This is a genomic window from Kribbella sp. NPDC048837 (assembly GCF_055586945.1).
The window spans coordinates 313058-337573 of record NZ_JBVJHF010000002.1 but is presented as its reverse complement, the minus strand read 5'-3'; the positions used below and the strand labels follow the sequence as shown (position 1 = coordinate 337573).

General features: G+C 69.5%; 23 protein-coding genes and 1 tRNA gene. 14 read left to right on the top strand and 10 right to left on the bottom strand.

Going from position 1 to position 24516, the window contains the following annotated elements:
* Window positions 1–68: 68 nt before the first annotated feature.
* Together lon and ACZ6O0_RS09555 are read left to right on the top strand one after the other, a co-directional pair.
* Window positions 69–2420, top strand: coding sequence for an endopeptidase La (gene lon / locus ACZ6O0_RS09560; RefSeq protein ID WP_465764397.1), 2352 nt, complete (start codon window positions 69–71; stop codon window positions 2418–2420).
* A gap of 133 nt (window positions 2421–2553) precedes the next feature.
* Window positions 2554–4962, top strand: coding sequence for a transglycosylase domain-containing protein (locus ACZ6O0_RS09555; protein ID WP_465764396.1), 2409 nt, complete (start codon window positions 2554–2556; stop codon window positions 4960–4962).
* Here ACZ6O0_RS09555 and ACZ6O0_RS09550 read toward each other — a convergent pair.
* Complete coding sequence (locus ACZ6O0_RS09550; protein WP_465764395.1) at window positions 4959–5426, bottom strand: GatB/YqeY domain-containing protein; 468 nt, start codon at window positions 5424–5426, stop codon at window positions 4959–4961. The two genes, ACZ6O0_RS09555 and ACZ6O0_RS09550, sit on opposite strands and share 4 nt — an antisense overlap.
* Window positions 5427–5452: 26 nt before the next feature.
* Here ACZ6O0_RS09550 and ACZ6O0_RS09545 point away from each other — a divergent pair, with 26 nt between their 5' ends.
* Together ACZ6O0_RS09545 and ACZ6O0_RS09540 are read left to right on the top strand one after the other, a co-directional pair.
* Window positions 5453–6412, top strand: a complete 960-nt coding sequence (locus tag ACZ6O0_RS09545; protein ID WP_465764394.1) for a metallophosphoesterase — start codon at window positions 5453–5455, stop codon at window positions 6410–6412.
* A 9-nt stretch (window positions 6413–6421) separates the two neighbouring features.
* Window positions 6422–6498 (top strand) — tRNA-Pro (locus ACZ6O0_RS09540).
* Between the two features lie 39 nt (window positions 6499–6537).
* Here the strand turns inward: ACZ6O0_RS09540 and ACZ6O0_RS09535 are convergent.
* Window positions 6538–6894 (bottom strand): YciI family protein, encoded by a 357-nt coding sequence (locus ACZ6O0_RS09535; protein WP_465764393.1) that lies wholly within the window; start codon window positions 6892–6894, stop codon window positions 6538–6540.
* Window positions 6895–6918: 24 nt separating this feature from the next.
* On the opposite strand from ACZ6O0_RS09535, the gene lipB reads away from it, so the two are divergent.
* The 7 genes from lipB (at window position 6919) to ACZ6O0_RS09500 (ending at window position 12140) form a co-directional block, all read left to right on the top strand.
* Complete coding sequence (gene lipB, locus ACZ6O0_RS09530; protein WP_465764392.1) at window positions 6919–7548, top strand: lipoyl(octanoyl) transferase LipB; 630 nt, start codon at window positions 6919–6921, stop codon at window positions 7546–7548.
* Window positions 7549–7566: 18 nt separating this feature from the next.
* Entirely contained in the window at window positions 7567–7986 is a 420-nt protein-coding gene (locus tag ACZ6O0_RS09525; RefSeq protein WP_465764391.1) for a hypothetical protein, read from the top strand.
* Window positions 7979–8677, top strand: coding sequence for a carbohydrate-binding family 9-like protein (locus ACZ6O0_RS09520; RefSeq protein ID WP_465764390.1), 699 nt, complete (start codon window positions 7979–7981; stop codon window positions 8675–8677). The genes ACZ6O0_RS09525 and ACZ6O0_RS09520 overlap by 8 nt, the downstream gene beginning before the upstream one ends.
* Window positions 8678–8720: 43 nt before the next feature.
* On the top strand, window positions 8721–9653 hold the full coding sequence (locus tag ACZ6O0_RS09515) for a tetratricopeptide repeat protein (protein WP_465764389.1): 933 nt from the start codon (window positions 8721–8723) through the stop codon (window positions 9651–9653).
* A gap of 122 nt (window positions 9654–9775) precedes the next feature.
* The gene (locus tag ACZ6O0_RS09510; protein ID WP_465764388.1) at window positions 9776–10534 is read left to right on the top strand and encodes a CoA transferase subunit A; all 759 of its coding nucleotides are present in this window, start codon (window positions 9776–9778) and stop codon (window positions 10532–10534) included.
* A 1-nt stretch (window position 10535) separates the two neighbouring features.
* Window positions 10536–11165: a CoA transferase subunit B gene (locus ACZ6O0_RS09505; protein WP_465764387.1), complete on the top strand. Its 630-nt coding sequence runs from the start codon at window positions 10536–10538 to the stop codon at window positions 11163–11165.
* Window positions 11166–11234: 69 nt separating this feature from the next.
* Entirely contained in the window at window positions 11235–12140 is a 906-nt protein-coding gene (locus ACZ6O0_RS09500) for a carbohydrate kinase family protein (protein ID WP_465764386.1), read from the top strand.
* Window positions 12141–12142: 2 nt separating this feature from the next.
* On the opposite strand, the gene ACZ6O0_RS09495 is transcribed toward ACZ6O0_RS09500, so the two are convergent.
* Window positions 12143–12826 (bottom strand): NUDIX hydrolase, encoded by a 684-nt coding sequence (locus ACZ6O0_RS09495; protein ID WP_465764385.1) that lies wholly within the window; start codon window positions 12824–12826, stop codon window positions 12143–12145.
* A gap of 79 nt (window positions 12827–12905) precedes the next feature.
* Here ACZ6O0_RS09495 and ACZ6O0_RS09490 point away from each other — a divergent pair, with 79 nt between their 5' ends.
* A complete protein-coding gene (locus ACZ6O0_RS09490; protein ID WP_465764384.1) occupies window positions 12906–13904 on the top strand; it encodes an SPFH domain-containing protein in 999 nt (332 codons plus the stop codon).
* Window positions 13901–14776: an NAD(+)/NADH kinase gene (locus ACZ6O0_RS09485; RefSeq protein WP_465764383.1), complete on the top strand. Its 876-nt coding sequence runs from the start codon at window positions 13901–13903 to the stop codon at window positions 14774–14776. The genes ACZ6O0_RS09490 and ACZ6O0_RS09485 overlap by 4 nt, the downstream gene beginning before the upstream one ends.
* Here ACZ6O0_RS09485 and ACZ6O0_RS09480 read toward each other — a convergent pair.
* Entirely contained in the window at window positions 14773–15513 is a 741-nt protein-coding gene (locus ACZ6O0_RS09480; protein ID WP_465764382.1) for an SDR family oxidoreductase, read from the bottom strand. The genes ACZ6O0_RS09485 and ACZ6O0_RS09480 overlap by 4 nt on opposite strands.
* Window positions 15514–15614: 101 nt before the next feature.
* Here ACZ6O0_RS09480 and ACZ6O0_RS09475 point away from each other — a divergent pair, with 101 nt between their 5' ends.
* Complete coding sequence (locus tag ACZ6O0_RS09475; protein ID WP_465764381.1) at window positions 15615–16418, top strand: helix-turn-helix transcriptional regulator; 804 nt, start codon at window positions 15615–15617, stop codon at window positions 16416–16418.
* Here the strand turns inward: ACZ6O0_RS09475 and ACZ6O0_RS09470 are convergent.
* From ACZ6O0_RS09470 to ACZ6O0_RS09445, 6 genes are all read right to left on the bottom strand, one after another.
* Window positions 16405–17280 carry a hypothetical protein gene (locus tag ACZ6O0_RS09470; RefSeq protein ID WP_465764380.1) on the bottom strand — a complete coding sequence of 292 codons (876 nt, stop codon included), beginning with the start codon at window positions 17278–17280 and terminating at the stop codon, window positions 16405–16407. The genes ACZ6O0_RS09475 and ACZ6O0_RS09470 overlap by 14 nt on opposite strands.
* A 155-nt stretch (window positions 17281–17435) precedes the next feature.
* Entirely contained in the window at window positions 17436–18353 is a 918-nt protein-coding gene (locus tag ACZ6O0_RS09465; RefSeq protein ID WP_465764379.1) for a hypothetical protein, read from the bottom strand.
* A gap of 12 nt (window positions 18354–18365) precedes the next feature.
* Window positions 18366–19346: a hypothetical protein gene (locus ACZ6O0_RS09460; protein ID WP_465764378.1), complete on the bottom strand. Its 981-nt coding sequence runs from the start codon at window positions 19344–19346 to the stop codon at window positions 18366–18368.
* Window positions 19347–19427: 81 nt separating this feature from the next.
* Window positions 19428–20573 (bottom strand): glycosyltransferase, encoded by a 1146-nt coding sequence (locus tag ACZ6O0_RS09455; RefSeq protein WP_465764377.1) that lies wholly within the window; start codon window positions 20571–20573, stop codon window positions 19428–19430.
* Window positions 20574–20584: 11 nt separating this feature from the next.
* Window positions 20585–23197: a glycosyltransferase family 4 protein gene (locus ACZ6O0_RS09450; protein ID WP_465764376.1), complete on the bottom strand. Its 2613-nt coding sequence runs from the start codon at window positions 23195–23197 to the stop codon at window positions 20585–20587.
* On the bottom strand, window positions 23194–24495 hold the full coding sequence (locus ACZ6O0_RS09445; protein WP_465764375.1) for a nucleotide sugar dehydrogenase: 1302 nt from the start codon (window positions 24493–24495) through the stop codon (window positions 23194–23196). The genes ACZ6O0_RS09450 and ACZ6O0_RS09445 overlap by 4 nt, the downstream gene beginning before the upstream one ends.
* Window positions 24496–24516 lie beyond the last annotated feature (21 nt).

Sequence of the window (24516 nt, the reverse complement as noted above, 5' to 3'; positions counted from 1 at the left end):
GCCGGGAATGACCTGGTGGGGTGCGTGGTTGAGCCTGTCAGACTCAATCTTGAAAAGGGTGTGACAGCGTGACCGATACGTTGAATCTTCCTGTTCTTCCGCTGGACGACGTGGTGGTCCTGCCGGGGATGGTCGTGCCGGTCCGACTGGCCGACCCCGAGGCCCGCGCGGCGATCGACGCCGCGCAGGCCTCCGGCCAGGACCAGGTGCTGCTCGTGCCGCGGCTGGACGGGAAATATGCCAAGGCCGGGACGCTCGGTGAGATCGAGCAGATCGGCCGGCTGCCGGGCGGAGCCCAGGCGGCCGTGATCCGCGGGACCTCACGGGTCCTGATCGGCGCCGGGACCACCGGTCCGGGTGCCGCGCTCTGGGTCAGCGCGACCCAGTTGCACGAGATCACCGACTCGCGGTCAGCCGAGCTGGCCCGGGAGTACAAGAGCCTCACGACCTCGGTGCTCGAGCGTCGTGGTGCCTGGCAGGTCATCGACTCCGTGAAGCAGGTGAACGACCCCGCGGAGCTGTCCGACCTGGCCGGCTACGCGTCGTACCTGAGCAACGAGCAGAAGTCCGAGCTGCTGGAGAACGCGAACGTCAGCGAGCGGCTGGAGAAGCTGGTCGGCTGGGTGAAGGACCACCTGGCCGAGCTCGAGGTCTCCGAGACGATCCAGAAGGACGTCCAGGAGGGCATGGAGAAGCAGCAGCGGGAGTTCCTGCTGCGCCAGCAGATGGCCGCGATCCGCAAGGAACTGGCCGAGCTGGACGGTAAGGCCGAGTCCGAGGAAGAGGACTACCGGGCCCGCGTCGAGGCGGCCGACCTGCCCGAGCACGTCAAGAAGGCGGCGCTCGCCGAGGTCGACAAGCTGGAGCGGACCTCCGAGCAGTCCCCCGAGGTCGGCTGGATCCGGACCTGGCTGGACACCGTCCTCGAGCTGCCGTGGAACGAGCGCAGCGAGGACAGCTACGACATCCGTGAGGCGAGGGCCGTGCTGGACGCGGACCACGCCGGACTGGATGACGTGAAGGAGCGCATCACCGAGTACCTGGCCGTACGGCGCCGCCGCGCGGACCGTGGTCTGGGTGTGGTCGGTGGACGCCGCAGTGGCGCCGTACTGGCCCTGGTCGGTCCGCCTGGTGTGGGTAAGACCTCGCTGGGTGAGTCCGTGGCGCGGGCGATGGGACGGAAGTTCGTCCGGGTCGCACTGGGCGGTGTGCGGGACGAGGCCGAGATCCGCGGTCACCGGCGGACGTACGTCGGTGCGCTGCCGGGCCGGATCGTCCGGGCGATCACCGAGGCCGGGTCGATGAACCCGGTGGTGCTGCTGGACGAGATCGACAAGGTCGGTGCGGACTACCGGGGTGACCCGACGGCCGCGCTGCTCGAGGTGCTCGACCCGGCCCAGAACCACACCTTCCGGGACCACTACCTGGAGGTCGAGCTGGACCTGTCCGACGTGGTCTTCCTGGCCACGGCGAACGTGCTGGACTCCATCCCGGCGCCTCTGCTGGACCGGATGGAACTGGTGCAACTGGACGGGTACACCGAGGACGAGAAGGTCGTCATCGCCCGTGACCACCTGCTCCCGCGTCAGCTGGAGCGGGCGGGCCTGACTGCGGACGAGGTGACCGTCGACGACTCGGCGCTGCGCCTGCTGGCGGGCGAGTACACGCGGGAGGCCGGCGTACGGCAGCTGGAGCGGTCGATCGCTCGGGTCCTGCGGAAGGTGACGGCGAAGCTCGCGCTTGGCGAGGACGTCGGCAACCTGACCGTCGGTGCGGATCAGCTGAAGGGCTACCTGGGCTCACCGAAGTTCACGCCGGAGTCGGCCGAGCGTACGGCGCTCCCCGGCGTGGCGACCGGGCTCGCGGTGACCGGTGCGGGTGGTGACGTGCTCTTCGTGGAGGCGTCGCTGGCCGACAAGGAGACCGGCCCGACCGGAGTCACGCTGACCGGGCAGTTGGGTGACGTGATGAAGGAGTCGGCGCAGATCGCCCTGTCGTACCTGCGCTCGCACGGCGCGGAGCTGGGGCTGCCGGTCGGCGATCTGGCCGAGCGGAACGCCCACATCCACGTGCCGGCCGGCGCGGTCCCGAAGGACGGACCATCGGCGGGTGTGACGATGACCACGGCGCTCGCGTCGCTGCTGTCCGGGCGGCCGGTCCGCTCGGAGGTCGCGATGACCGGTGAGGTGTCGCTGACCGGACGGGTCCTCCCGATCGGTGGGGTGAAGCAGAAGCTGCTCGCCGCACACCGGGCGGGGCTGACCACGATCCTGATCCCGAAGCGCAACGAGCCGGACCTGGAAGACGTGCCGGCGTCGGTGCTGAAGGAGCTGACCGTGCACCCGGTCAGCGATGTCCGCGAGGTGCTGGATCTGGCGCTCGTCCCGGCCCAGGTCGAGGCACACCAGTACGCCGCCTGACGCCGTACGAACCGGAGGGCCCGAGCAGCTTGCTCGGGCCCTCATCCTTTTGGATGAACTTTGTCCAGACAGGGTGACCGAACTCACATTCCCAGCGGTAACCCAAAGAAGCCGTCCCGTAGTCTCTATAACCATGCGCGTACGGGAGAAGGACGACCGGGGAGTCGTCCAATCGGTGGTTCTGTTCCTCGGGGTGAGCGTGCTGTCGGGGGCTCTGGCCGCCGGTCTCGCCATCCCGTTCGCCGGTCTCGCCGGCTTCACCACCGAGAAGACTTCCGACACTCTGCAGGACCTGCCGCAGCAGTTCGACGAGGTCCCGCTGAAGCAGAAGAGCACCATCCTGGCCGCCGACGGCACGGTGATCGCCACCCTGGCCGAGCAGAATCGGGTGCCGATCACGCTCAGCCAGGTCGCGCCGATCATGCAGAAGGCGATCGTCGCGATCGAGGACGACCGGTTCTACGAGCACGGCGCGCTGGACCTGAAGGGCACGCTGCGCGCGCTGGTGCAGAACAAGTCCTCGGGCGGGATCCAGCAGGGCGGCTCGAGCATCACCCAGCAGTACGTGAAGATCAGCCTGGTCGAGAAGGCGAAGACGCCCGAAGAGGTCGCCGACGCCACCGCCGACACGTACCAGCGCAAGGTCGCCGAGCTGCGGTACGCGATCGCGGTCGAGAAGGAGTACTCGAAGAACGAGATCCTGGAGAAGTACCTCAACCTGGCGAACTTCGGCGACGGCGCCTGGGGCATCCAGGCCGCCGCGCAGCACTACTTCTCGGTGAACGCCTCCCAGCTCAGCCTGCCGCAGGCCGCACTGCTGGCCGGCCTGGTGAAGAACCCGACCGGCTACGACCCGACCAACGACATGAAGCGCGCCAAGGACCGCCGCGACGTGGTCATCAAGCGGATGCTCGAGCTCAAGGTCATCTCGGTCGCCCAGGCCAACTCGGCCCTCAAGACCCCGGTCATCGACCCGGCCAAGGTCCGCCCGAACAAACTCGGCTGCGCCAACGGCCCGTACCCGTTCTACTGCGAGTACGTCGTCTCCCAGCTCGAGGCGAACCCGGCCTTCGGCAGGACCAAGGCCGAGCGCGAGAACTTCCTCAAGACCGCCGGCCTCACGGTCCGGACCTCGCTCGACCCGAAGATCCAGAAGGCCGCGCAGCACTCGATCGACGTCCACTCCAAGCCCACCGACTCCTCGATCGCCGCGATCACGATCGTCGAGCCCGGGACGGGCCTGGTGAAGGCGATGGTGCAGAGCAAGCCGTACGGCGGCAAGAAGAACCAGACGTCGTACAACTACAACGTCGAGAAGTCGTACCCCGGTGGGTACGGCGGCTTCCAGAACGGCTCGACGATGAAGGCCTTCACGATCGCGGCCGCGATCCAGAAGGGGTTCCCGCTCAACTACAAGATCAACGCGCCCAACCAGATCGACCTCAGCGGCAAGAAGTTCAGCACCTGCACCGGGACGACCTCCGACCCGGACTACACACCGAGCAACTCCACGCAGAACGTGCCCGAGCCGACGATGATCCAGGCCGCGCAGAAGTCGACCAACACCTACTTCCTGCTGCTGTCCCAGCAGACCGGCCTCTGCCCGATCGCCAAGATCGCCGCGTCGCTGGGGATGTACGACGCCCAGACCGGCGACGCCCAGACCGCCAAGCCGCTCGACCAGGTCGTGTCGATGACTCTCGGCGTCGGCTACGTGACCCCGCTGCAGCTGTCCAGCGCGTACGCCGCGTTCGCCGCCCGGGGCATGTACTGCACGCCGTGGCTGGTCACCTCGATCAAGAACGCCGCCGGCAAGTCGATCGCCACCCGGGGCGCCGACTGCAAGCAGGCGCTCGCCCCGGAGGTCGCCGACGGCGTGAACGCCGTCCTGCACCAGGTCATGCAGAAGGGCGGCACCGGCGCGAAGCTGAACTTCGGCAAGAGCGACCTGGCCGGCAAGACCGGAACGATCACCGAGAACAAGGCCGTGTGGTACGCCGGCTACTCCACCAAGCTCGCCGCCGCGTCGGTGGTGGCCGACGCCTCGCTGCCGTACCGGAACCTGATCGGTCAGACGCTCGGCGGCAAGAAGATGTACGACGCGTCCGGCTCCGGCACGGCCGGGCCGCTGTGGATGACCGCGATGCAGGGCGCCCTGCAGGGCTACCCGACCACGCGCTTCACCGCGCCGTCGGACACCATCTCCCGGGGCAACGTGAAGGACCTGCCGTTCGTGAACGGGATGAACCCCGACGACGCCGCCAACAAGCTCCGGCAGGCCGGCTTCGACGTCGAGATCGCCCCCGGCACGGTGAACTCCGAGGAGACCGCCGGCACGGTCGCCTACACCAGCCCGCGCCAGCGCGACGGTGCTCCCGAGGGCTCGAAGGTCACCATCTTCATCTCCAACGGCAGCCAGCAGAACCAGCCCAACCAGCCGACCAACACCACCAAGCCGCCGAACACCACCAAACCCAACCCCAACTGCCCACCGTGGAACCCGAAGTACCCGAACTGCGGCGGCGGCGGGCGCGGGCGTTAGACGCCGAGCTGGCGCTTGACCTCGGCGGAGACGACCGCGCCGTCGGCTTTGCCTTTGACCTTGGGCTGGAGGGCGCCCATGACCTTGCCGATGCCGCGGGGGCCGAGGTCGGCGGCACCGGTGGCGGCGATGGTCTCGGTGACCAGGGCGACGATCTCGTCCTCGGTCAGCTGCTCGGGGAGGTACTCGGCGAGGATGTCCGCCTCGGCCTGTTCCTTGTCGGCGAGCTCGGCGCGGCCGGCGTCGCGGTAGGCGACGACGGACTCGCGGCGCTTCTTCGCCTCCGAGCTGAGCACGTCGACGATCTCGGCGTCGCTGAGCTCGCGGGCCTCCTTACCGGCCACCTCCGCCTTGGTGACCGCGGTGAGCGCCATCCGCAGGGTCGACTTGCGGATCTCGTCGCGCGCCTTCAGGGCGGCGGTCATGTCGTCGTGCAGGCGCTGCTTCATTCCGGAGTTGGACATGACCATGATTGTGGCAGGCTGGTGAAATGACGTTGAGCGGGCTGGTCACCACCACTCTGAAGACCACGGCGGTCGTCGGTGCCGTGGGTGCCGCCTGTGTCGCGTACGCGGCGGCCGTCGAGGTGCGCTGGTTCACACTGCGCAGAGTGACGGTCCCGGTGCTGCCGGAAGGCTCCGACCCGCTCCGGGTGCTGCACCTGTCCGACCTGCATCTGATGCCGACCCAGGAGCGCAAGATCGGCTGGGTGAACGACCTGGCCGCGCTCCAGCCCGACCTGATCGTGAACACCGGCGACAACATCTCCCACGAGCGCGCTGTCCAGCCGCTGCTCCGCGCGTACGGCGATCTGCTCGACGTGCCGGGGGTGTTCGTGTTCGGCTCCAACGACTACTGGAAGCCGCACTTCAAGAACCCGGGCAAGTACCTGCTCCCCGCGCACAAGCAGCGGCACAAGCCGCACGGGCCGGACCTGCCGTACGAGGAGATGCGCCGCGCCTTCACCGCCGCCGGCTGGACCGACCTGAACAACGCCAAGGCGACCCTCAAGGTCAACCGCCTGCGCCTGGACTTCGCCGGCACCGACGACCCGCACATCAAGCGCGACCGGTACGACGAGGTCGCGGGCGAGGCGGACCCGTCGGCCGACCTGTCCATCGGCGTCACGCACGCCCCGTACCAACGGATCCTGAACGGCTTCGTCGGCGACGGGTACCCGCTCGTCCTGGCCGGCCACACCCACGGCGGCCAGCTGGCCGTGCCGTTCTACGGCGCCCTGGTGACCAACTGCGACCTGGACACCTCCCGGGTGAAGGGCCTGTCGACGTGGGGCCACAACGGGCGCCAGGCGGCTCTGCACGTGTCGGCCGGCCTCGGCACTTCGCCGTACGCACCGGTGCGTTTCGCGTGCCGGCCGGAGGCGACGCTGCTCACCCTGGTCCCCCGGATTAACCCGATTTCGTCCCTACGGTCGTCGCATGTAAGCTAACGGCGACTTCGGGCTGTGGCGCAGCTTGGTAGCGCGCTTCGTTCGGGACGAAGAGGTCGCAGGTTCAAATCCTGTCAGCCCGACCAACGACGAGAGGTCCCTCACTCGAGGGGCCTCTTTCGTTTTCAGTCCTCCATCGCCTCGGCGATCGAGTGGGGTGGGCGGACCTTGCCGAACTGCAGGTTGCCGGCCGGCATCATCCACGTCATCACCTCCGCCGCGAGGCGACCGGCCACCACGGCCGGGTCGGCTTCGACGTACGTCCGGGCGGTCTCCTGGTCCACCGACCAGACGGAGAATCCGCGGTAGCGCTCGTCGTCCTGCTCGGTCAGCGGTCCGCGCGCGAGGACCAGCCCGCGCTCCTGCAGGGCGGCGCCGTGCGCCAGGTGCCGGTCCTGCAGCTCGGCCGCCTCGTCGTCCGTCATCACGGGCGCGTCCGGGCGCAGCGTCAGCAGGACCACGGTGTAGCGATCGAAGCGCATGGTACGAAACGTACGCTGAATGGCATGCAGCGCGTGGATCTGGGCGAGGTCGAGTACGAGGTCGCGGCCAAGGAGATGGTCGACTGGGTCGAGGAGCGAGTGGCCGGGGAGGCCGAGGACCGGCTGTTCCTGCTGAGCCATCCGCCGGTGATCACCTACGGGCCGCGGACCGTGCTCGACGAGTTGCCGGGCGAGACCGCGGGGATCCCGACCGTGGCGGTCGACCGCGGCGGGTTCGCGACGTACCACGGACCGGGGCAACTGGTCGGCTACCTGGTGATCGACCTGAAGCAGCGCGGACCGGTGGACATCGTGCGGTTCGTCGAGAACGGTCTGATCGATGCCCTCGGCACGCTCGGGTTCCCGCTCGTCCGGCGGGACACGCCGAAGGGCGCGAGCAGCCTGGTCGGGGTGTGGACCGAGGACGGCCGCAAGCTGTGCTCGATCGGGATGCGGATCCGGCGCGGCGTGACCAGCCACGGCTTCTCGGTGAACGTCGCGCCCGACATGACGGTGTTTCACACGTTCACGAGTTGCGGGCTGCACGACGTCACGATGGTCTCGCTGGCCGAACTCGCGGCCGAGCGTGGCATCGCGGCACCGACCGACACTGAGGTGCGGGATGCGATCGCGTACTCCCTGGGGGCCGCGTAATCCCGATAGCCTGCGGCAATGAGCCAGGAGGATGCGGACGAAGGACGGTACGACGCACCCCCGTTGCCACCGGCCTTGATCCTCGCCGTGGTCGGCTTGTTGTGCGGGTTCGCGACCATCGCACTGGTGTGGCTGAGTGAGCGCAGCTGCGAGCGGTTCCGTGACACCACGAACTGCGGCGCCCTCGGGCTGCCGCTGCTGGTGGTGATCGTCGCCGTGACGATGGTGCTCGGCGGACTCGCGCTCAGCCGGCTCGCAATGCCGAGCCCCCGGCTGATCGCCTTCCTCGGGGTGGCCTTCATGCTGGCCGTCGTCCTCGCGTTCCTGACCGGACAGCTGGACTCCCCGTGGATCCTGGCCGTCGTACCGGCCCTGACCGCGATCACCTTCCTGCTCGCCAATCTCGTCGCCCGACTGCTGGAGCGTGCCGATGCCTGACCTGCCCGTCTACGAGTGCCCGCGGACCCCGGCCACGCCGAACCTCGACGGCACCCTGACCGATCCGGCCTGGGAGGTGGCCCCCTGGACCACCGACTTCGTCCCGATCCACGACGGTCCGGCACCGCGGTTCCGGACCCGGGCGAAGCTGATGTACGACGACCAGTACCTGTACGTCGGCGGTGAGCTCGAGGAACCGCACGTCTGGTCGACGATGACCGAGAAGAACAGCAAGCTCTTCCACGAGAACAACTTCGAGGTGTTCCTCGACCCGGACGGCGACGGGCAGAACTACTACGAGTTCGAGATCAACCCGCTCGGCACGATCTGGGAGCTCACGCTGCCCAAGCCGTACGTCGACGGCGGCGTACCGATCGACCCGACCAACCTGCCCGGCCTGCGGACCGCGCTGCACGTCGACGGGACGGTCAACGACCCGTCCGACACCGACACCAAGTGGACCGTCGAGCTCGCCGTACCGTGGGCCGACCTGGCGTCGTACAACCAGGGCCGGGCGACCCCGCCGAACCCGGGCGACGAGTGGCGGATGAACCTGATGCGGTGCGAGTGGCCGCACGAGGTGGTCGACGGCGAGTACGTGAAGGGTGAGGGCATCGAGTTCTGGGTGTGGTCCCCGCAGTACATCGAGGACATGCACCGGCCGGACCGATGGGGTGTGCTCCGTTTCTGACCCGGTGACATGACGTTCCCATGACCGAGTAACAATGAGTTACGTGGACTTAGGGGGCTCAGGCGATCTGCACAGCCTGGAGGGGGATCAGGTCGTCAGCGCGATCGAGCGTGCGTGCGAGAGCGACCTGCGGACCGCTCTCCGGCTGGTCGCGCGCTACTCGGCGTACTGGTGGTCCCACGGACTCCAGGACGAGGCGGCGGCCGCGGCGGAGCGGGTGCTCAGCATGCTGGGCCGGACCGTCCCGGTCGGGCTGGACGAGGAGTACCTGCTGGCCGTGATCCACGGCGCCGCGTCGGCCGAGCAGGAGCAACTGGAGCTGGCCCAGCAGATCGTACTGACGTCGACCGGCCCGTTCCGGTACTCCGTGACCGTGCTGCTGTGGTCACTGGTGTTCGGACCGTTCGAGTCGGCCGGTGCGGTCGAGGAGGTACTGGAGCGGAACGAGACCGGTGACGCGTGGGCCCGTGCGGCCGTCGAGCTATGCCGAGGCTATCCAGGGCTGACGACGGTGCCGCCGGGAGAGGCCGCGCAGGCGCTGCGTACGGCGCTGGGCCGCTTCCGCATGCTCGAGGACCCGTGGGGCACGTTCCTGGCACTCAACGCGCTCAGACAGACCGTGGACGAGCCCCTGGACCTCACCACGGAGGCGCTGGCCTTGGCCGAGCAACTCGGGTTGGACGAGGAGGCCGGCGTACTGCTCTGCCAGCGTGGCGACCTCTACCGTGCCCTGGGCAAGCTCGAGGACGCCCGCGAGGACTACAGCCAGGCGCTGGACGTGAGTGAGCGTGCCGACCTTCCGGAGACGGCTGCCGCCGCACGCATCGGACTGGCCCGGACCGCGCGGCACTGCGGCAATCTCCCGGCGGCCCGCGCGCACCTCTCGGCCGTGCTGGCGTTCCCTGAGCTCGAAGACGCCCACTTCGAGGCTGTGCACGAGCTGGCCGCGCTGAACGCGTCGGAAGCCTCGGCATAGCACCTGACCACATAGCGCGGTGGTACGCCGCCACACGTGTGGTCGTGGCCACATCGCGGGAGTCGCACCTGGCTGGTTAGAGTCGGGACCTAACCGGCACAGAGACTGCAACGGAGCAGCTGATGGACAAGACGTACGACTCGCCGCGGGCCGCGGTCGACGACATCGGCGACGGCGCGAGCCTCGCGGTCGGCGGCTTCGGGCTGTGCGGCAATCCGATGGAGCTGATCACCGCCCTGCACGAGAAGGGGGTGAGCGGGCTCAGCGTGGTGTCGAACAACTGCGGCGTCGACGACTGGGGCCTGGGCATCCTGCTCGCGGACAAGCGGATCGCCAAGATGACCTCGTCGTACGTCGGGGAGAACAAGGAGTTCGCCCGCCAGTTCCTGTCCGGTGAGCTGGAGGTCGAGCTGACCCCGCAGGGCACGCTGGCCGAGAAGCTGCGGGCCGGCGGCTGCGGGATCGCCGCGTTCTACACGCTGGCCGGGGTCGGCACCCAGGTCGCGGACGGCGGGCTGCCGCAGAAGTACAACACCGACGGCACCGTCGCGAAGGCCTCGGCGCCGAAGGAGACCCGGGAGATCAACGGCACGACGTACGTGCTGGAGGAGTCGATCACCACCGACTTCGGCCTGGTGCACGCGCTCAAGGGCGACACCCACGGGAACCTGGTGTTCGACCGGAGCGCGCGGAACTTCAACCCGCTGGCCGCGATGGCCGGCCGGGTCACGATCGCGACCGTCGAGGAGCTGGTCCAGCCCGGTGAGCTGGACCCGGACGAGATCCACCTGCCCGGCGTCTACGTCCAGCGAGTGGTTGCTGTTGGCAAGGACATCGAGAAGCGGATCGAGAAGCGCACCGTCCAGAAGCAGGAGGCCTGAGATGCCACTCACCCGTGAGCAGATGGCCGCCCGGGCCGCCGCCGAGCTGGACGACGGCTCGTACGTGAACCTCGGCATCGGCCTGCCGACCCTGGTCCCGAACTACATCCCCGACGGCGTCACGGTCGTCCTGCAGAGCGAGAACGGCATCCTCGGCGTCGGCCCGTACCCGGTCGAGGGCGAGGAGGACCCGGACCTGATCAACGCCGGCAAGGAGACCGTCACGACCCTGCCGGGGGCCTCGTTCTTCGACTCCGCGCTGTCCTTCGGGATGATCCGCGGCGGCGCCATCGACGCGGCCATCCTCGGCGCCATGCAGGTGTCGGCCACCGGCGACCTGTCCAACTGGATGATCCCCGGCAAGATGGTCAAGGGCATGGGCGGCGCGATGGACCTCGTGCACGGCGCCAAGAAGGTGATCGTGCTGATGGAGCACGTCGCCAAGGACGGCTCGCACAAGATCCTCGAGGAGTGCGACCTGCCCTACACCGGCCGCGGTGTGGTGAACCGCATCATCACCGACCTGGCCGTGCTCGACGTCACCGCGGACGGCCTGCAGCTGGTCGAGCTCGCCGACGGCGTCAGCTTCGACGAACTACAGCAGAAGACCGGCGCCCCGATCAAGCAGTAGGCCGTCCGGTTTGGCACAGGTTGCGTTCAGCTCCCGGAAGAAACCTGTCATCCCCGCCGAAAGTCGGGTATGACGGGACGGGTGGAGCTGGATGTGCTGGTGATCGGTGGAGTGGGGATCGACACGATCGTGCGGGTGCCGAGCCTGCCGCTGAAGGACGTCGACACGATCGGCGTGGGCCCGATCGAGTCGTACCTGGGCCACACCGGGCACGGCGTCACGCTCGGCTGCCACCTGCTCGGGCTGCGCGCCGGCCTGGTGGACGTGATCGGCGAGGACGCCGAGGGCGACCGGATCCGCTGGACGTACGACGAGCTCCGGCTCCCGCTGCACGTCGCCCTCCACCCCAGCGGCACCCGCCGGTCGGTCAACCTGGTCGCCCCGGACGGCCGGCGGCTCTCCTTGTACGACGGGCGGCACCCGGCCGGCCTCCGCGTCGACCCGGATCTCTGGCGGGCGAACGTCGTACACGCCCAGCATGTGCACGTCTCGATCATGGATTTCGCCCGGTACGCGCTCGGTGACGCGATCGCGGCCGGCTGCACGGTCTCGACCGACCTGCACGACTGGGACGGGCGGAACGACTTCCACAAGGACTTCGCGACCGCGGCCGACATCGTCTTCGTCTCCACCAGCGCGCTGCCGCTCGACGCGGTGGACTGGATCTTCGCGAACGGGCGCGCCGAGGTCGTCGTCGCGATGTCGGGCGCCCAGGGCAGCTACCTGCACGTCCGCAACCAGCCCGCGCGCCACCTCCCGGCGGTCCACCTCCCCGACCGCCCGGTCGTCGACACGAACGGCGCCGGCGACGCCTATGTCGCCGCCTTCCTGGCTCGCTACCTCGACGGCGTCGACTGGTACGACGCCGCCCTGGCCGGCTCGATCGCCGGCGCCTGGGCCTGCGGCTCCCCCGGCACCCATACCGACCTGATCACCGCCGAGAACCTCGCCCTGCGGACCAGGCAGCAGCTCTGAGGTCAGCCCCGGGTCATCGGGGGGTGCAGCGTGGTGGCGGTGCCGCGGCGGAAGAGCTGGGCCGGGCGACCGCCGTCGCGGGTGGTCGTGGTGCCGACCGGTTCGACGAAGCCGGGGGTCTTGGTGACCTTGCGATGGAAGTTGCGGGGGTCGAGAGGCGTGCCCCAGACGGCCTCGTAGACCCCGCGCAGCTCGGAGATGGTGAACTCGGGCGGGCAGAAGGCCGCGGCGAGGGGTGAGTACTCGAGCTTGGCCCGGGCCCGCTCGACCCCGTCGGTCAGGATCCGGTGATGGTCGAACGCGAGCCGCGCTGGGTCGTCCAGCACCTCCGCCACATCGACCCAGCCCGCCGACGCCGCGTCCGACCCCGCGACCGGCGCGGGCAGGTCCGGGACCAGGGCCAGGTAGGCGACGCTGACCACCCGTCCCCGCGGGTCCCGATCGGGAGCGCCGTACGTCGCCACCTGCTCGAGATGGATGCGGTCCGAGGACAGGCCGGTCTCCTCCGCGAGCTCGCGGCGCGCGGTCGACTCCAGATCCTCGTCCGGCCGGACGAACCCACCCGGCAGCGCCCGGCGGCCCCGGTACGGCGCGATGCCGCGGCGGATCAGCAGCACCTGGAGCCGGCCGTCGCGGACGGTCAGGATGACCAGATCGGTGGCCAGGCCGAGCGGCTCGAAGTCCATGGACCCACTCTAATCGTCATCTTGACGAGAAGTCACTCGACCCTTATCGTCAAAGTGACGACAAAGAGGAGAACGATCGATGGCAGACATCACCCGGTTCCGCTTCATCAGCCACCTGCGGGCCAATCCGACCACCCACGTGCGGCACCTGCGCAACGGCAAGGTCGCCCACGACGGCGCCGGCCAGGCGTTCTGGTTCCGCGCGCTGAACTCGTCGCTCAGCGAGATCCCGATCGACGACCGCGAGCAGCCGCTGCTGTTCCACGGCCGGACGCAGGACTTCCAGGACGTGGCCGTGCAGGCGACCGTGACCTACCGCGTCACCGACCCGGCGCTGGCCTCGAGCCGGCTCGACTTCGGGATCGACCCGGAGACCGGGCTCTGGCGCGCCACTCCGCTGGAGCAGCTCGGCGGCCTGCTGACCGAGCTGGCGCAGCAGACGGCGCTGGACCTGCTGGCCCGGATGTCGCTGACCGAGGCGCTGTCGGAGGGTATGACCGCGCTGCGGCAGGCGGTCGGCACCGGCCTGCGGACGGATCAGCGGCTGACCGGTCTGGGGATCGGGGTCGAGGACGTTCGCGTGGTCGCCGTACGGGCCGAGCGGGATGTCGAGAAGGCGTTGCAGACCCCGACCCGGGAGATGGTGCAGCAGGCCGCGGACAAGGCGACGTACGAGCGGCGCGCGATGGCGGTCGAGCGGGAGCGGTCGATCGCGGAGAACGAGCTGCAGAACCAGATCGAGCTGGCCCGGCGCGAGGAGCAGCTGGTCAACCAGCGCGGTCAGAACGAGCGGCTCCGCGCCACGGAGGCCGCTGCCGCCGGGCAGATCGAGACCGCCGCGGCTGCGGGTCGGCAACGCGCGATGGCCGAGGCGGAGGCCGACGCCAAGCGGGTCATCGGCTCCGCCGCGGCCGCGGCCGAGAAGGCGATGCTCGACGCGTACGCCGAGCTCGACCAGGCGACCATCCTGGCGATGGCGATCAAGGAAGGCGCGTTGCCGGAGATCGGCACGCTGAACCTGACGCCGGATCTCATCACCCCGCTGCTGGCCAAGCTGACGGCCGGGCAGCCGGCATGAGCCTCCCACCGCGGGCGGTGATCGTGCATCGGGCGACAGAGCTGACCGAGCTGGTCGCCCGGCACGGGACCCGGCAGCAGGCCGGCTTCTTCCTGGCCGGGCGCGGGCGGGACCTGGCCGAGCTCGACGCGCGGCACCAGGCCCAGCAGGACGCGCTCGCCACCGTCTCGGCCGCGATCCCGCTGGACTGGCGCCGGGCGGTTGCCGAGCGCAACGATCTGGACCGGTTCGGGTTCGGGCCGGAGGACGTGGTGATCGCGGTCGGGCAGGACGGGCTGGTCGCCAACGTGGCCAAGTACCTGGACGGGCAGCCGGTGATCGGGATCAATCCCGAGCCGTCCCGGAATCCCGGCGTACTGGTGCCGCACGAACCGGGCGCGATCACCGAGCTGCTGGCCGTTCCGCGGGTGGTGTCCCGCACGATGGTTGCCGCGAGTACCGATGACGGGCAGCAGCTGATCGCGCTGAACGAGGTCTACATCGGCCACCATTCGCACCAGTCCGCGCGCTACCGGCTCAGCTCGCCGGACGGGTTGCCGGAACGGCAGTCGTCGTCGGGGATCCTGGTCGGCACCGGCACCGGGTCGACGGGCTGGTGCCGGTCGGCGTGGCAGGAACGGCGTAGTCCGCTGGCTCTGCCGACACCGACCGACCCGGCCCTGTGCTGGTTCGTCCGCGAGGCCTGGCCGTCACCGGCGACCGGGACCGACAACACCGAGGGACTGCTGAAATCCCCGGATACGTTGACGATCACGGCCGAATCCGACCTGGTCGTCTTCGGCGACGGGATGGAGTCCGACACCCTGACGGTCAGTTGGGGCCAGCGCGTCGAGATCGGCGTCGCGCCGATCACGCTGCAACTCGTGGTCTAGAGCTCCCGCGACGGCTGGATGAGCAGGGTGGGCAGGTTGACCTCACGTGGTCGGCTGACGACGTACGCGATCAGGTCGGCGACCTCGGCGGCCGGTACCGCGGGGAGAGTGGTGCGGAGGTCGTCGACCATCGACTGGAGCTCGGGCGGGAAGTCGTCGGCGAGTTCGGTCCCGTCGACCATGCCCGGCTCGAGGTTGGTGACCCGGATGCCTTCCCCGGCGAGCTCGGTCCGCAGGGCGCGCGTGAGGTGGCTGACTCCGGCCTTCGAGGCGCCGTACGCCGCCATCCCCGGCTGGAACCGGTCCGCGGCGATCGACGAAACGTTGATCAGGTCGGTCGTCCTGGTGGTCGCCGACCGCTTCAACGCCGGCAGGAACGCGTGGGTGACGGTGATGACGCCGGACAGATTGACGTCGACCGTACGCCGCCAGTCCGCGGCCGGCGCGTCCCCGAACGGGACCACCTTCATCAGGCCGGCGTTGTTGACCAGGAGATCCAGGTCGCCGAAGCGTTCCTGTACCTCCGCGGCGGCCCGAGCCACCGAGCCCTCGTCGGTGACATCGGCCGGTACGACGAGCGCCGTACCGCCGGACTCGGCGATCTGGCCGGCGACCTTCTCCAGGCGGTCGCGACGGCGGGCCAGGAGGGCGACCGAGGCGCCGTCCGCGGCGAGACGAGTGGCGATGGCGGCGCCGATTCCGCTGGCGGCGCCGGTGACAAGTGCGATGCGATTCATGCCTCCACGGTCCGGCGGACGGGCGGCCCGGAGAAGATCCGCTTCCACCGTAGGTCTGGCAGTACCACCCAGGTCATTGAAGGGCTGGGGATACTGGTCGGGTGAGTGCGCTGGGATCGTTCCTCCAGACTCGCCGGGCCCAGGTGCGTCCGCAGGACGTCGGGCTGCAGCCCGGTCGCGATCGGCGTGTCTCGGGGCTGCGCCGGGAAGAGGTCGCGCTGCTGGCCAATGTCAGCGTCGACTACTACATCCGGCTCGAACAGGGCCGCGCCGGGAACCCGTCTGTCGCGGTGCTGACCGCGGTCGCCGATGCGCTCCGGATGGACCAGGCCGAGCGGGACCACCTTCGTTCGTTGGCTTGCGCGGCTCCACCGGCCGTTCCGCCGCGAGCCGCCGTACGCCCGGAGTTGAAGGCGATGATCGACGCGATGCGCGACATCCCGGCGATCGTGGTCGACCGGCTGAGCAACGTTCTGGCCTGGAACCATGCCGCTCTCCAGGTCATCGCCGACTTCTCGGATCCGGAGAACCGGAACCTCGCCCGCCACTACTTCCTGGATCCCGCGGCCCGTGAGTTCTACGCCGACTGGGAGACAGTCGCCCAGGACGCCGTCGCCCTCCTCCACCGCGCCTCAGCCGAGTACGCCGACGACGCGGAGCTGGCGGCGCTCGTCAACGACCTCCGCACCGCCAGCCCCGACTTCGACCGCTTCTGGACCACCCAGAACGTCCAGAACCGCACCCACTGCCCGAAGCACCTCAACCACCCGGCAGCCGGCCGCCTGACCTTCACCCTCGAGTCCCTCCAACTCCCAGACCCCGGCCACCACGTCATCACCTACACCCCAGCCGACCCAGCAACGCAGGCCGCCCTGGAAGCCCTGCTGGCGATCAGTCACCGTTGAGAATGTCGGACTGGGCAGGCGGTGCCCAGCGGAAGTAGACCGGGTCCGCGAAGGTGCCGGTGACCTTGCCGAGCCCTTTGATCACCGTCGCCGGGCCGTTCGCGTGCCCGACGGCGTACAGGTAGCCGGCCTTCGTGTCCCGGTCGATGCCCAGCAGGAGAGTGCTGTACTGGCCGCACTTCGCAGTGACCAGGCTCTCGAAGACCTGCCAGGTCGCCGAACGGAGCCTCGTCATGACGGGCTTCGCCTGCACTGCAACGGGAACGCGGATGGTGTACAGCGCGCCACCGCGGGTGTTGGCCAGGAACGTGTCGTACGTCGGGGTCTTGCTGATCAGAGCCATCGACTTGACCGCTGAGAACCCGGGGTACGAGCCGGACACCCGCCAAACCAGGTCTCCGCTGTTCCAGCGGAAGAGCACGCCGTCGTTGCGGAGGGCGAAGGTGGTGATCCTCTGCACACCACCCTGGTAGTAGTTGGCGGTCTCCAGGATCGTGAACGGCGACCACCCGCCACCGATGGGATGGAGCAGTTCCCTCGGGTGGGTGAGGTCGATCTCGCCGGTCGCCGTGGTGTCGTAGTAGGTCACGTACAGGACGTTCCCAGCGACCACCGTGCCGGCGAATCGATACAGGCCACCGCCGACGATCGACTGGACCGCGAAGCGGCTGCTGAGACGCACCTGCCCAGGGCTGTACACACCCGGCGTCGTCAGTGGTGCCTGAACCGACGGTGGCGCGGTGGCCACCACTTTGCTCGACGTGTGAGCGCCCGCGGCGTTCACCGATCCGAGCCAGACCTCACACGCGGCGGTGGCACCTGTCCCGGTTGCCCGGGTCGCCTCCGCGGTGGGACTCAGCATCGCCAGAGCCAGGACGACCCCAGATCCTGCGCTGATTGTTCGTCGCCACATGTCTCGCTCCCCTCACTTGGCCGGCGTTGCGCGTCAGTCGATCCCCCACTCAGTTCGATGCCTGAGCGGAGGCGAGAGTTGCGCAACGCCGGCCAGTGGGAGAGTCAGGCGCCGGTGAGGGGATCGAAGGCTGGGGCGAAGCGGAAGTAGTAGAACTCGCCGGCGGGGAGTGGGACCCGGCCGAGGTTCTTGATGACTATGCTCGTGCCGTTGGCGTGGCCTACGGCGTAGAGGTAGTGGTTGCCGGTGTCCCGGTCCAGGGCGAGGACGAGGGAGCCGGTCCTGCCGCAGGGGGCGGCGATGAGCTGCTCGAAGATCTGCCAGCTCGAGGTGCGGACGGGCGTGATGATCGGCTTGAGCGGGACACTCGTCGGGATCTTGACCGTGTAGAGCCCGCCGGCTCGGTTGTTGGCCAGGAAGGTGTCGTACGTCGGGGTCGTGGCGATCAGCGCGAACGACTTCATCGTGCTCATCCCGGTGACGTGGCCGGTGTTGCGGAAGCCCTGGCCGACATCGGTCCACCGCCCGAACAGGCCGTACATGTCCTGGGAGTACAGCGTCGTCCGGGTCGGCGCGCTGGTGGCGGAGGCGCGGTACTGCGACTGGACGAGGAAGCGCCCGCCCCAGCCGCTGCCGTACTTCTTCAGCGTCGACGAGCCGGACACGAGCGAGCCGTCGGACCGGACGATGTACGAGCTGTCGTACAGGTACCCGTTGATCGAGACCTTGCCGACCCGGTTCGTCCGGCCGCCCGTCATCGGGATGGCCGCGAACGTGGTGGGGGTGTTCACGCTGACCGGCGGTTTGTAGACGTTGGACGTGCGCAGCGCCGGCCCGACGGTCGGAGGTGAGGTGGCGGTGATGACCCGGCTGGTGTGACCCCAGTCCTGGTTGAACGAGCCGAGACCGAGGGCACAGGCCGCGGTCGCCGCCGCGGGCTCTGCCTGGGCCGGCTGAAGGGCTGGGCCGAGCGTCAGCGCCAGTCCGGCGGCGCCGGTCAGGCCGATGGCCTTACGGAGCATCAGCTGATCCTTTCAGTCGCCGTTGGCGACGTCGTAGACGGGAATCGTGACCCAGCGGAAGTCGACCGGGTCGTCGAACGTGCCCGGGACCTCGCCGCGGGACTGGATCACCGTGGACAGGCCGTTCGCGTGGCCGACGGCGTACAGGTAGCCCTTCTTGGTGTCCTTGTCGATGCCGAGCAGCAGTGAGCCGTACTGGCCGCAGCCCATCGCCGACAGCGTCTCGAAGCCCTGCCAGGTGCGGGTGCGGACCTGCTTGACGATCGGCTTCAACGGCGACGTCAGCGGGATCCTGATCGTGTAGAGCGCACCGCCGCGGGTGTTCGCCAGGAACGTGTCATAGGTCCTGGTCTTCGCGATCAGCGTCATCGTCTTCACTGCCGCGAACCCGGCGTACGAGCCGGTGGCCTTCCAGCCGGCACCGTCCAGGTTCCAGCGGAACAGCACGCCGTCGTTGCGCAGGGCGTAGGAGTTGGAGTGGTAGACCTTCGGCTTCTGGCCGTCCGGGCTCTCGTAGTACGAGGTCTCCAGGAAGGTGAACTTGCTCCAGCCACCGCCGACCCGGGTCAGCGCGGGCGGGTTCGACGGGTCGATGTCGCCGACCCCGTCGACCGAGTAGCTGCTGTAGTACAGGCTGTCCCCGGCCACGACGTACCCGTAGCGGTCGGTGCCGGCGATGTTCGGCTCGATCGTGGTCCGTGCGCTGAGCCGGATCTGGCCGGGCGGGAACACGCCGTCCGTCGCCCACTGGTTCGGCATCGTCGGCGGCGTGGTCGCGGTCGGGTCCGCGAAGCCGTGCTGCCCGGTGGCCGTCACCGAGCCCTGCCAGACGAAGCACGCCGCGGCCGCCGCGGCGGTGATCTTCTTGTTCGTCCCCGGCACCGTGGCCCCCGGGCCCGTCGGGTTCGGTCCTTGTGCGTACGCCGCCGTCGGCGCCAGCGCTGCCACCGCCAGCACCGCGCTCCCGGCCCAGGCCGCCATCCGTAGGTTCATATCCCCAGTCCCCTCCGAGTCGTGGTCGTCTCCACAGAACTCGATACGGGCCGGACACAGAAAGTTGCGGACGGGTCGGCGTCAACCAGTGAGCTCGGAGTAGGCGGCCACCAGGGTGGCGGAATCCCTTTCCCAGTTGAGGTCTGCGGCTGCCGCGCGGACGCCGTCGGCGTAGACGGTGTAGTTCTCGATCAAGGAACGGACGGCTGCGGTGAGGGACCGGGGGTTGCCGGGCTCGTACAGCGTGCCGAGTTTGTGCTGGGTGACTACCGCGCGCATCTCGGGGAGGTCGGCGGCGACCACCGGGACCCCGGCGCGGACGGCGTGGAAGAGCTTGTTGGGGAGCGCCAGGCGGTGGTTCTCGCAGGTGTTCGTCAGCGTGACGAGCGAGATGCCGTACGAGCGGAGTGTGTCGTCGACCTCGTCGATCGAGCGTTCGGCGACGGTCTCGACCGGGCCCAGGTCCAGCCGGTAGTTCGGGTCCACCGAGCCCATCAGCACTGTGCGGAACGGTGCCAACTGACGGGCGGCCTCGACCACGGTCGGCAGGTCCCGGCCGGCGCCCACGCGACCGGCGTACAGGAGACCTTCCGGCCGATCCGGCGCAGGCGGTACGGCGGTAGGCCGCGGGAACGTGTTGCGTACGACGCGCACGTCCGGCAACCCCCGTGACCGCAACCGGGCCGCGATCCCGTCAGACACCGTGATCACGAACCGCGCCTTCGACGCCAGCGACACCTCGAACCGACGCCCGCGCACCCGCCACAACGGCGTCGGCCGCCCCGGCAGCGCACGGTCGAACCACAGCTCATGGGTGTCGTACACCAGGGCCGCCGACCACTTCCCGGCGTACTCCGCGGCGAGCTCCAACGTGTTGAAGTCATGCGCGTGCACGACGTCGAACGGCCCCGCGGCGGCCACCCGGGGCGCCGCCGCGATCCGCCACAGCTTCTCGGTCCGGTTGCGGTGCTCCGGCAGCAGCAGCCACCGGCCGAACCGCTGGACCAGCACCTTCGGCCCGTTCCGGCCGTGCCCGACCGCGAGTCCACCGTTGCCCGTCCGCAGCCCGGCCGAGCGGGAGACCGACTCGACCGTGACGCCCGGACCGACCTCGAAGCCGTCCGGGACGTCCCGGCCGATCACGTGAATCGTGTGACCGGCCGCGGTCAGAGCCGTCGCCTCCCGCAGGATCCGCGAGTCCCCGGCGATCGGGGACTGCGCGATCATCAGAATCCGCACTACCTGCCGCCGAGCTCGTTGTTGATAAAGGGAACCAGCACCTCGACCGACCGGCGCCCGTCATGCAGGTCCCGGACGTACGACGGTCCCGCGTCGGCGATCTTGCGGGCCGTGTCGCGCTCGGCGACCAGCCGCTCGATCACCTCGGACAGGTCGTCCGGCGTCGCCTCCGCGATCGGCAGGTCGGTCGGGAGCAGGTCGCGGACCGGGTCCGCGATGTGCCCGACGGTGACCCGGCCGGCCGCCATCGCCTCGCAGGCGAAGACGCCGTACGAGCCGAGCAGCAGCTGGTCGACCACGATGTCCGCGCTCTTCACCATCTCGGCGAGCTCGGAGTGCGGGACGCCCTGGACCCGCTGGTACTCGATCAGGCCCCGCGCGTCCAGGTCCGTCAGCACGGGATCGACGTACGCCGAACCCTTCAGAGCGCTCGCCGACGGTGCGTGCAGCACCACCGGGATCTCCCGCTCGAGCACCGGCTGGGTCGACCCGAACTCCGCGACGTCCACGGTCAGCGGCAGCCAGATGCCGTTGTCGACGAACTCCAGCAGATCCGGCGTGGTGACGAAGATCGGGCCTTCGTAGTCCTCCAGGTGCTTGCGCATCAGGTCGTTCGCGGACTGCAGCCGGGACGTCAGCTCGTCGTCCTGGTTGCGGAACGGCGACCACTGGTACCGCGCCCGGTGCACCGCCGGGTCGCGGATCTCCGAACCGTGGAAGACCAGGCCGTGCCTGATCCCCGCCGAGTCCAGCATCGGTACGTCGTTGGTCCACATCTGCCCGCGCTGCTGGCCGAACATCGGCCGGCCGGCCTCGAACAGCACATGGGTGACCTCGCGCAACGCGTACGCCGTCAGCTCCAGCTGCCAGCGCAGGTCCGACCGGTACTGCCGGTAGGTCCCGGTGCGGTGCACGCGGAAGTCGAACGCACCGCTGCCCGTGGTCAGCGACTCGGCCTTGAGATCCGGGACCTCACGCTCGAGCGCGGTCGCCCACAGCCAGGCCTGGCCGGCGCTGTTGACCGGACCGAGCAGCAACCGGCGCTGCTTCTTGATCGCGCGGCCACCTGGCTGGACGATCTCGAGCTGCCGGCCGACCAGTTCGCCGTACAGGCCGCGAAGCTTCTCGGCCTGGCCGGACCAGGACACTTCCTGCTGGTACCCGGGGTCCGCGACCCGCTCGCGATAGGTGTCGAGGTCACCGAGGACCGTGCGCACCTTCGACGCGAGGTCGTGCGCGTCCGCGGCGACGAACACCTCGCCGATCCGGGTCCGGTCGACGAACTCCTTCATGCTCGGCATGTCGGAGACCACCACCGGCAGCCCGGCGAACGCGTACTCGAACAGCTTGTTGGGCAGGGACATCTCGTGGCTCGGGTACCGCAGGATCGGGATCAGCCCGACGTCCGCGGTCCGCAGGAACGCGACCACCTCGTTCGGCTTCACCGGGTCCAGGCAGTGCAACCGGTCCTGCACCTCGAGCGCCGAGGCCTGCTCCTGCAGCTCCCGGACGGCGTCCGTACCGATTCCCGGCACGCACACGACGGCCAGGTGCGCGTCCGGCAGGTCGACCAGCGCCTGCACGGCGGTGTGGATGCCACGCGCCCGCGTCACACCACCGCTGTAGACCAGCAGCGGTACGCCGGCGGCCAGGCGGAGCCGGCTGCGGATGTCGGCCACCTCGACCGACACGTCCGCCGGGTTCGGCGTGTTCATGATCACGACGGGCTCGTGGTCGAGCTTGTGCTCGCGCCGCAGCCGCTGCGCGATCGCCGGGCTGACGGTGATCACCCGGTCCGCGTCATTGATGTACTCGGCCTCGTGGTTGGCCCAGGCCGCGATCGAGCGCCGGGTGCGCGCGCCGTACCGGGACAGGCCGGCGACGTACTCGTGCGCGTCGTACACGACCTTGAGGTCCTTGCCGCGCAGCTTCGCCCGGCCGGCGGCGCGGGTGGCGACGCCGATCACGTGCATGTCGTGCGCGTGCACGACATCGGGCTCGAGGCGGTCGATCAGGTCGCCGAAGGCGATCTCGAGGTCCAGCGCCTCCGGGTGCAGCTTGCGCCACGGGGCCGGCCAGCCCAGCCGGTGGATCACCCCGTCGTACGCGCGCCAGCCGAACTTGAACGGTCCGTCGGCCTTGTTGCCGACGCCCTTGCGCACCCAGGTCGCCTTCTTCGCGGCCTGCCAGCGCGACCGGCGCAGCAGCCGGGTGGCGACGCCGAGCTTGAACTTGAGCGGATTGCCCTGGCCGGCCTTGGCGCGCACGATGGCGTGCCCGGAGTCGGCCTTCAGCTCCTTGAGCTCGGCCTGGATCCGCTGGCTGCGGGCGACGTACGTGGACCTGTGCTTGAACCCCACCAACGGCGGCCGCCAGTCCCGGCGGGCCGTGCGGCTGCGCTTCCGCTCCTCCCGGAGGGCGAACGGCACCGCCACCCTCACGATCAGCGCACCGTCGAGCATCTCCCTCGACGGCAGGCCGCTGGCCGAGACCCCGAGCACAGTGACCTCTGCTCCGGTCTCGGCCAGTGCGGCGGCCTCTTTGCGGACCCTACTGTCGTTGGTGACGTCGTTCGCGACCATCATCACGACCCGCAGGTCGGCATGTGTCACTGGCTGACCGACCTTCCGATCACAATCCGGCGCACGCCCGCCCAGCGAGCCGGGTCGGTGCGGTCACGGCCGTCGACGAGCACCTGCACACCCGGCAGCTCGGCCGGGCTCAGCTGCGCGTACTCCGGGTGGTCCGCCTGCAGCACGGCCGCGTCCACCGGCGTGCCCAGCGCGTACGGCGTGAAGCCGAGCTGCTGGAGCTCCTCGTCGGTGTACAGCGGGTCGTGCACGGACACCTCCGCACCACGGGCCTTCAGCGCCTCCACGGCCGGGAAGACCCCGGAGAACGCCGTCTCCTTGACGCCACCACGGTACGCCGCGCCGAGCACGACCACCTTGGCTCCGGTCAGCTCGCCGTACGCGCCCTCGAGCAGGCCGACGGTGTAGTCCGGCATGCCCAGGTTCGCCTCGCGGGCGGCCCGGACGACGGTGGCCTCCGGGTCGGTCCACAGGTAGAGCCGCGGGTAGACCGGGATGCAGTGCCCGCCGACCGCGATACCGGGCCGGTGGATGTGGCTGTAGGGCTGCGAGTTCGAGGCCTCGATGACCTGGTGGACGTCGATGCCGTTCTGGCCGGCGAACCGGGCGAACTGGTTCGCCAGGCCGATGTTGACGTCGCGGTAGGTGGTCTCGGCAAGCTTCGCCAGCTCGGCCGCCTCGGCCGAGCCCAGGTCCCAGACGCCGTTGCCGCGCTCCAGGTCCGGGCGCTCGTCGAAGTCGAGCACGGCCTCGTAGAACGCGGTGGCGCGCTTGGCGCCCTCCTCGGACAGACCGCCGACCAGCTTCGGGTACTTGCGCAGGTCCGCGAAGACGCGGCCGGTGAGCACCCGCTCCGGCGAGAACACCAGGTGGAAGTCCTGGCCCTCGGTCAGCCCGGAGATCTCCTCGATCATCGGCTTCCACCGGTTCCGGGTGGTGCCGACCGGCAGGGTGGTCTCGTAGCTGACCAGGGTGCCGGGGCTGAGGTGCTCGGCCAGCGAACGGGTCGCGTTCTCCATCCAGCCGAACTCGGGCTCGCCGGTCGTCTCGTCGACGAACAGCGGCACGACCACGACGACCGCGTCGCTGCCGGGGATGGCGTCGGCGTAGTCCGTGGTCGCCCGCAGCCGGCCGTCGCCGACGGTCTCGGCGAGCAGCTCGCCCAGGTGGGCCTCACCCGGGAACGGCTCCTGGCCGGCGTTGACCAGCTCGACGAACTTCTCGTTGATGTCGACACCGACGACCTGATGACCCTTGGCCGCGAACTGGACCGCCAACGGCAGTCCGATCTTGCCTAAGGCAACAACACTGACACGCACAGGAACTCCACTAGGTAGTGA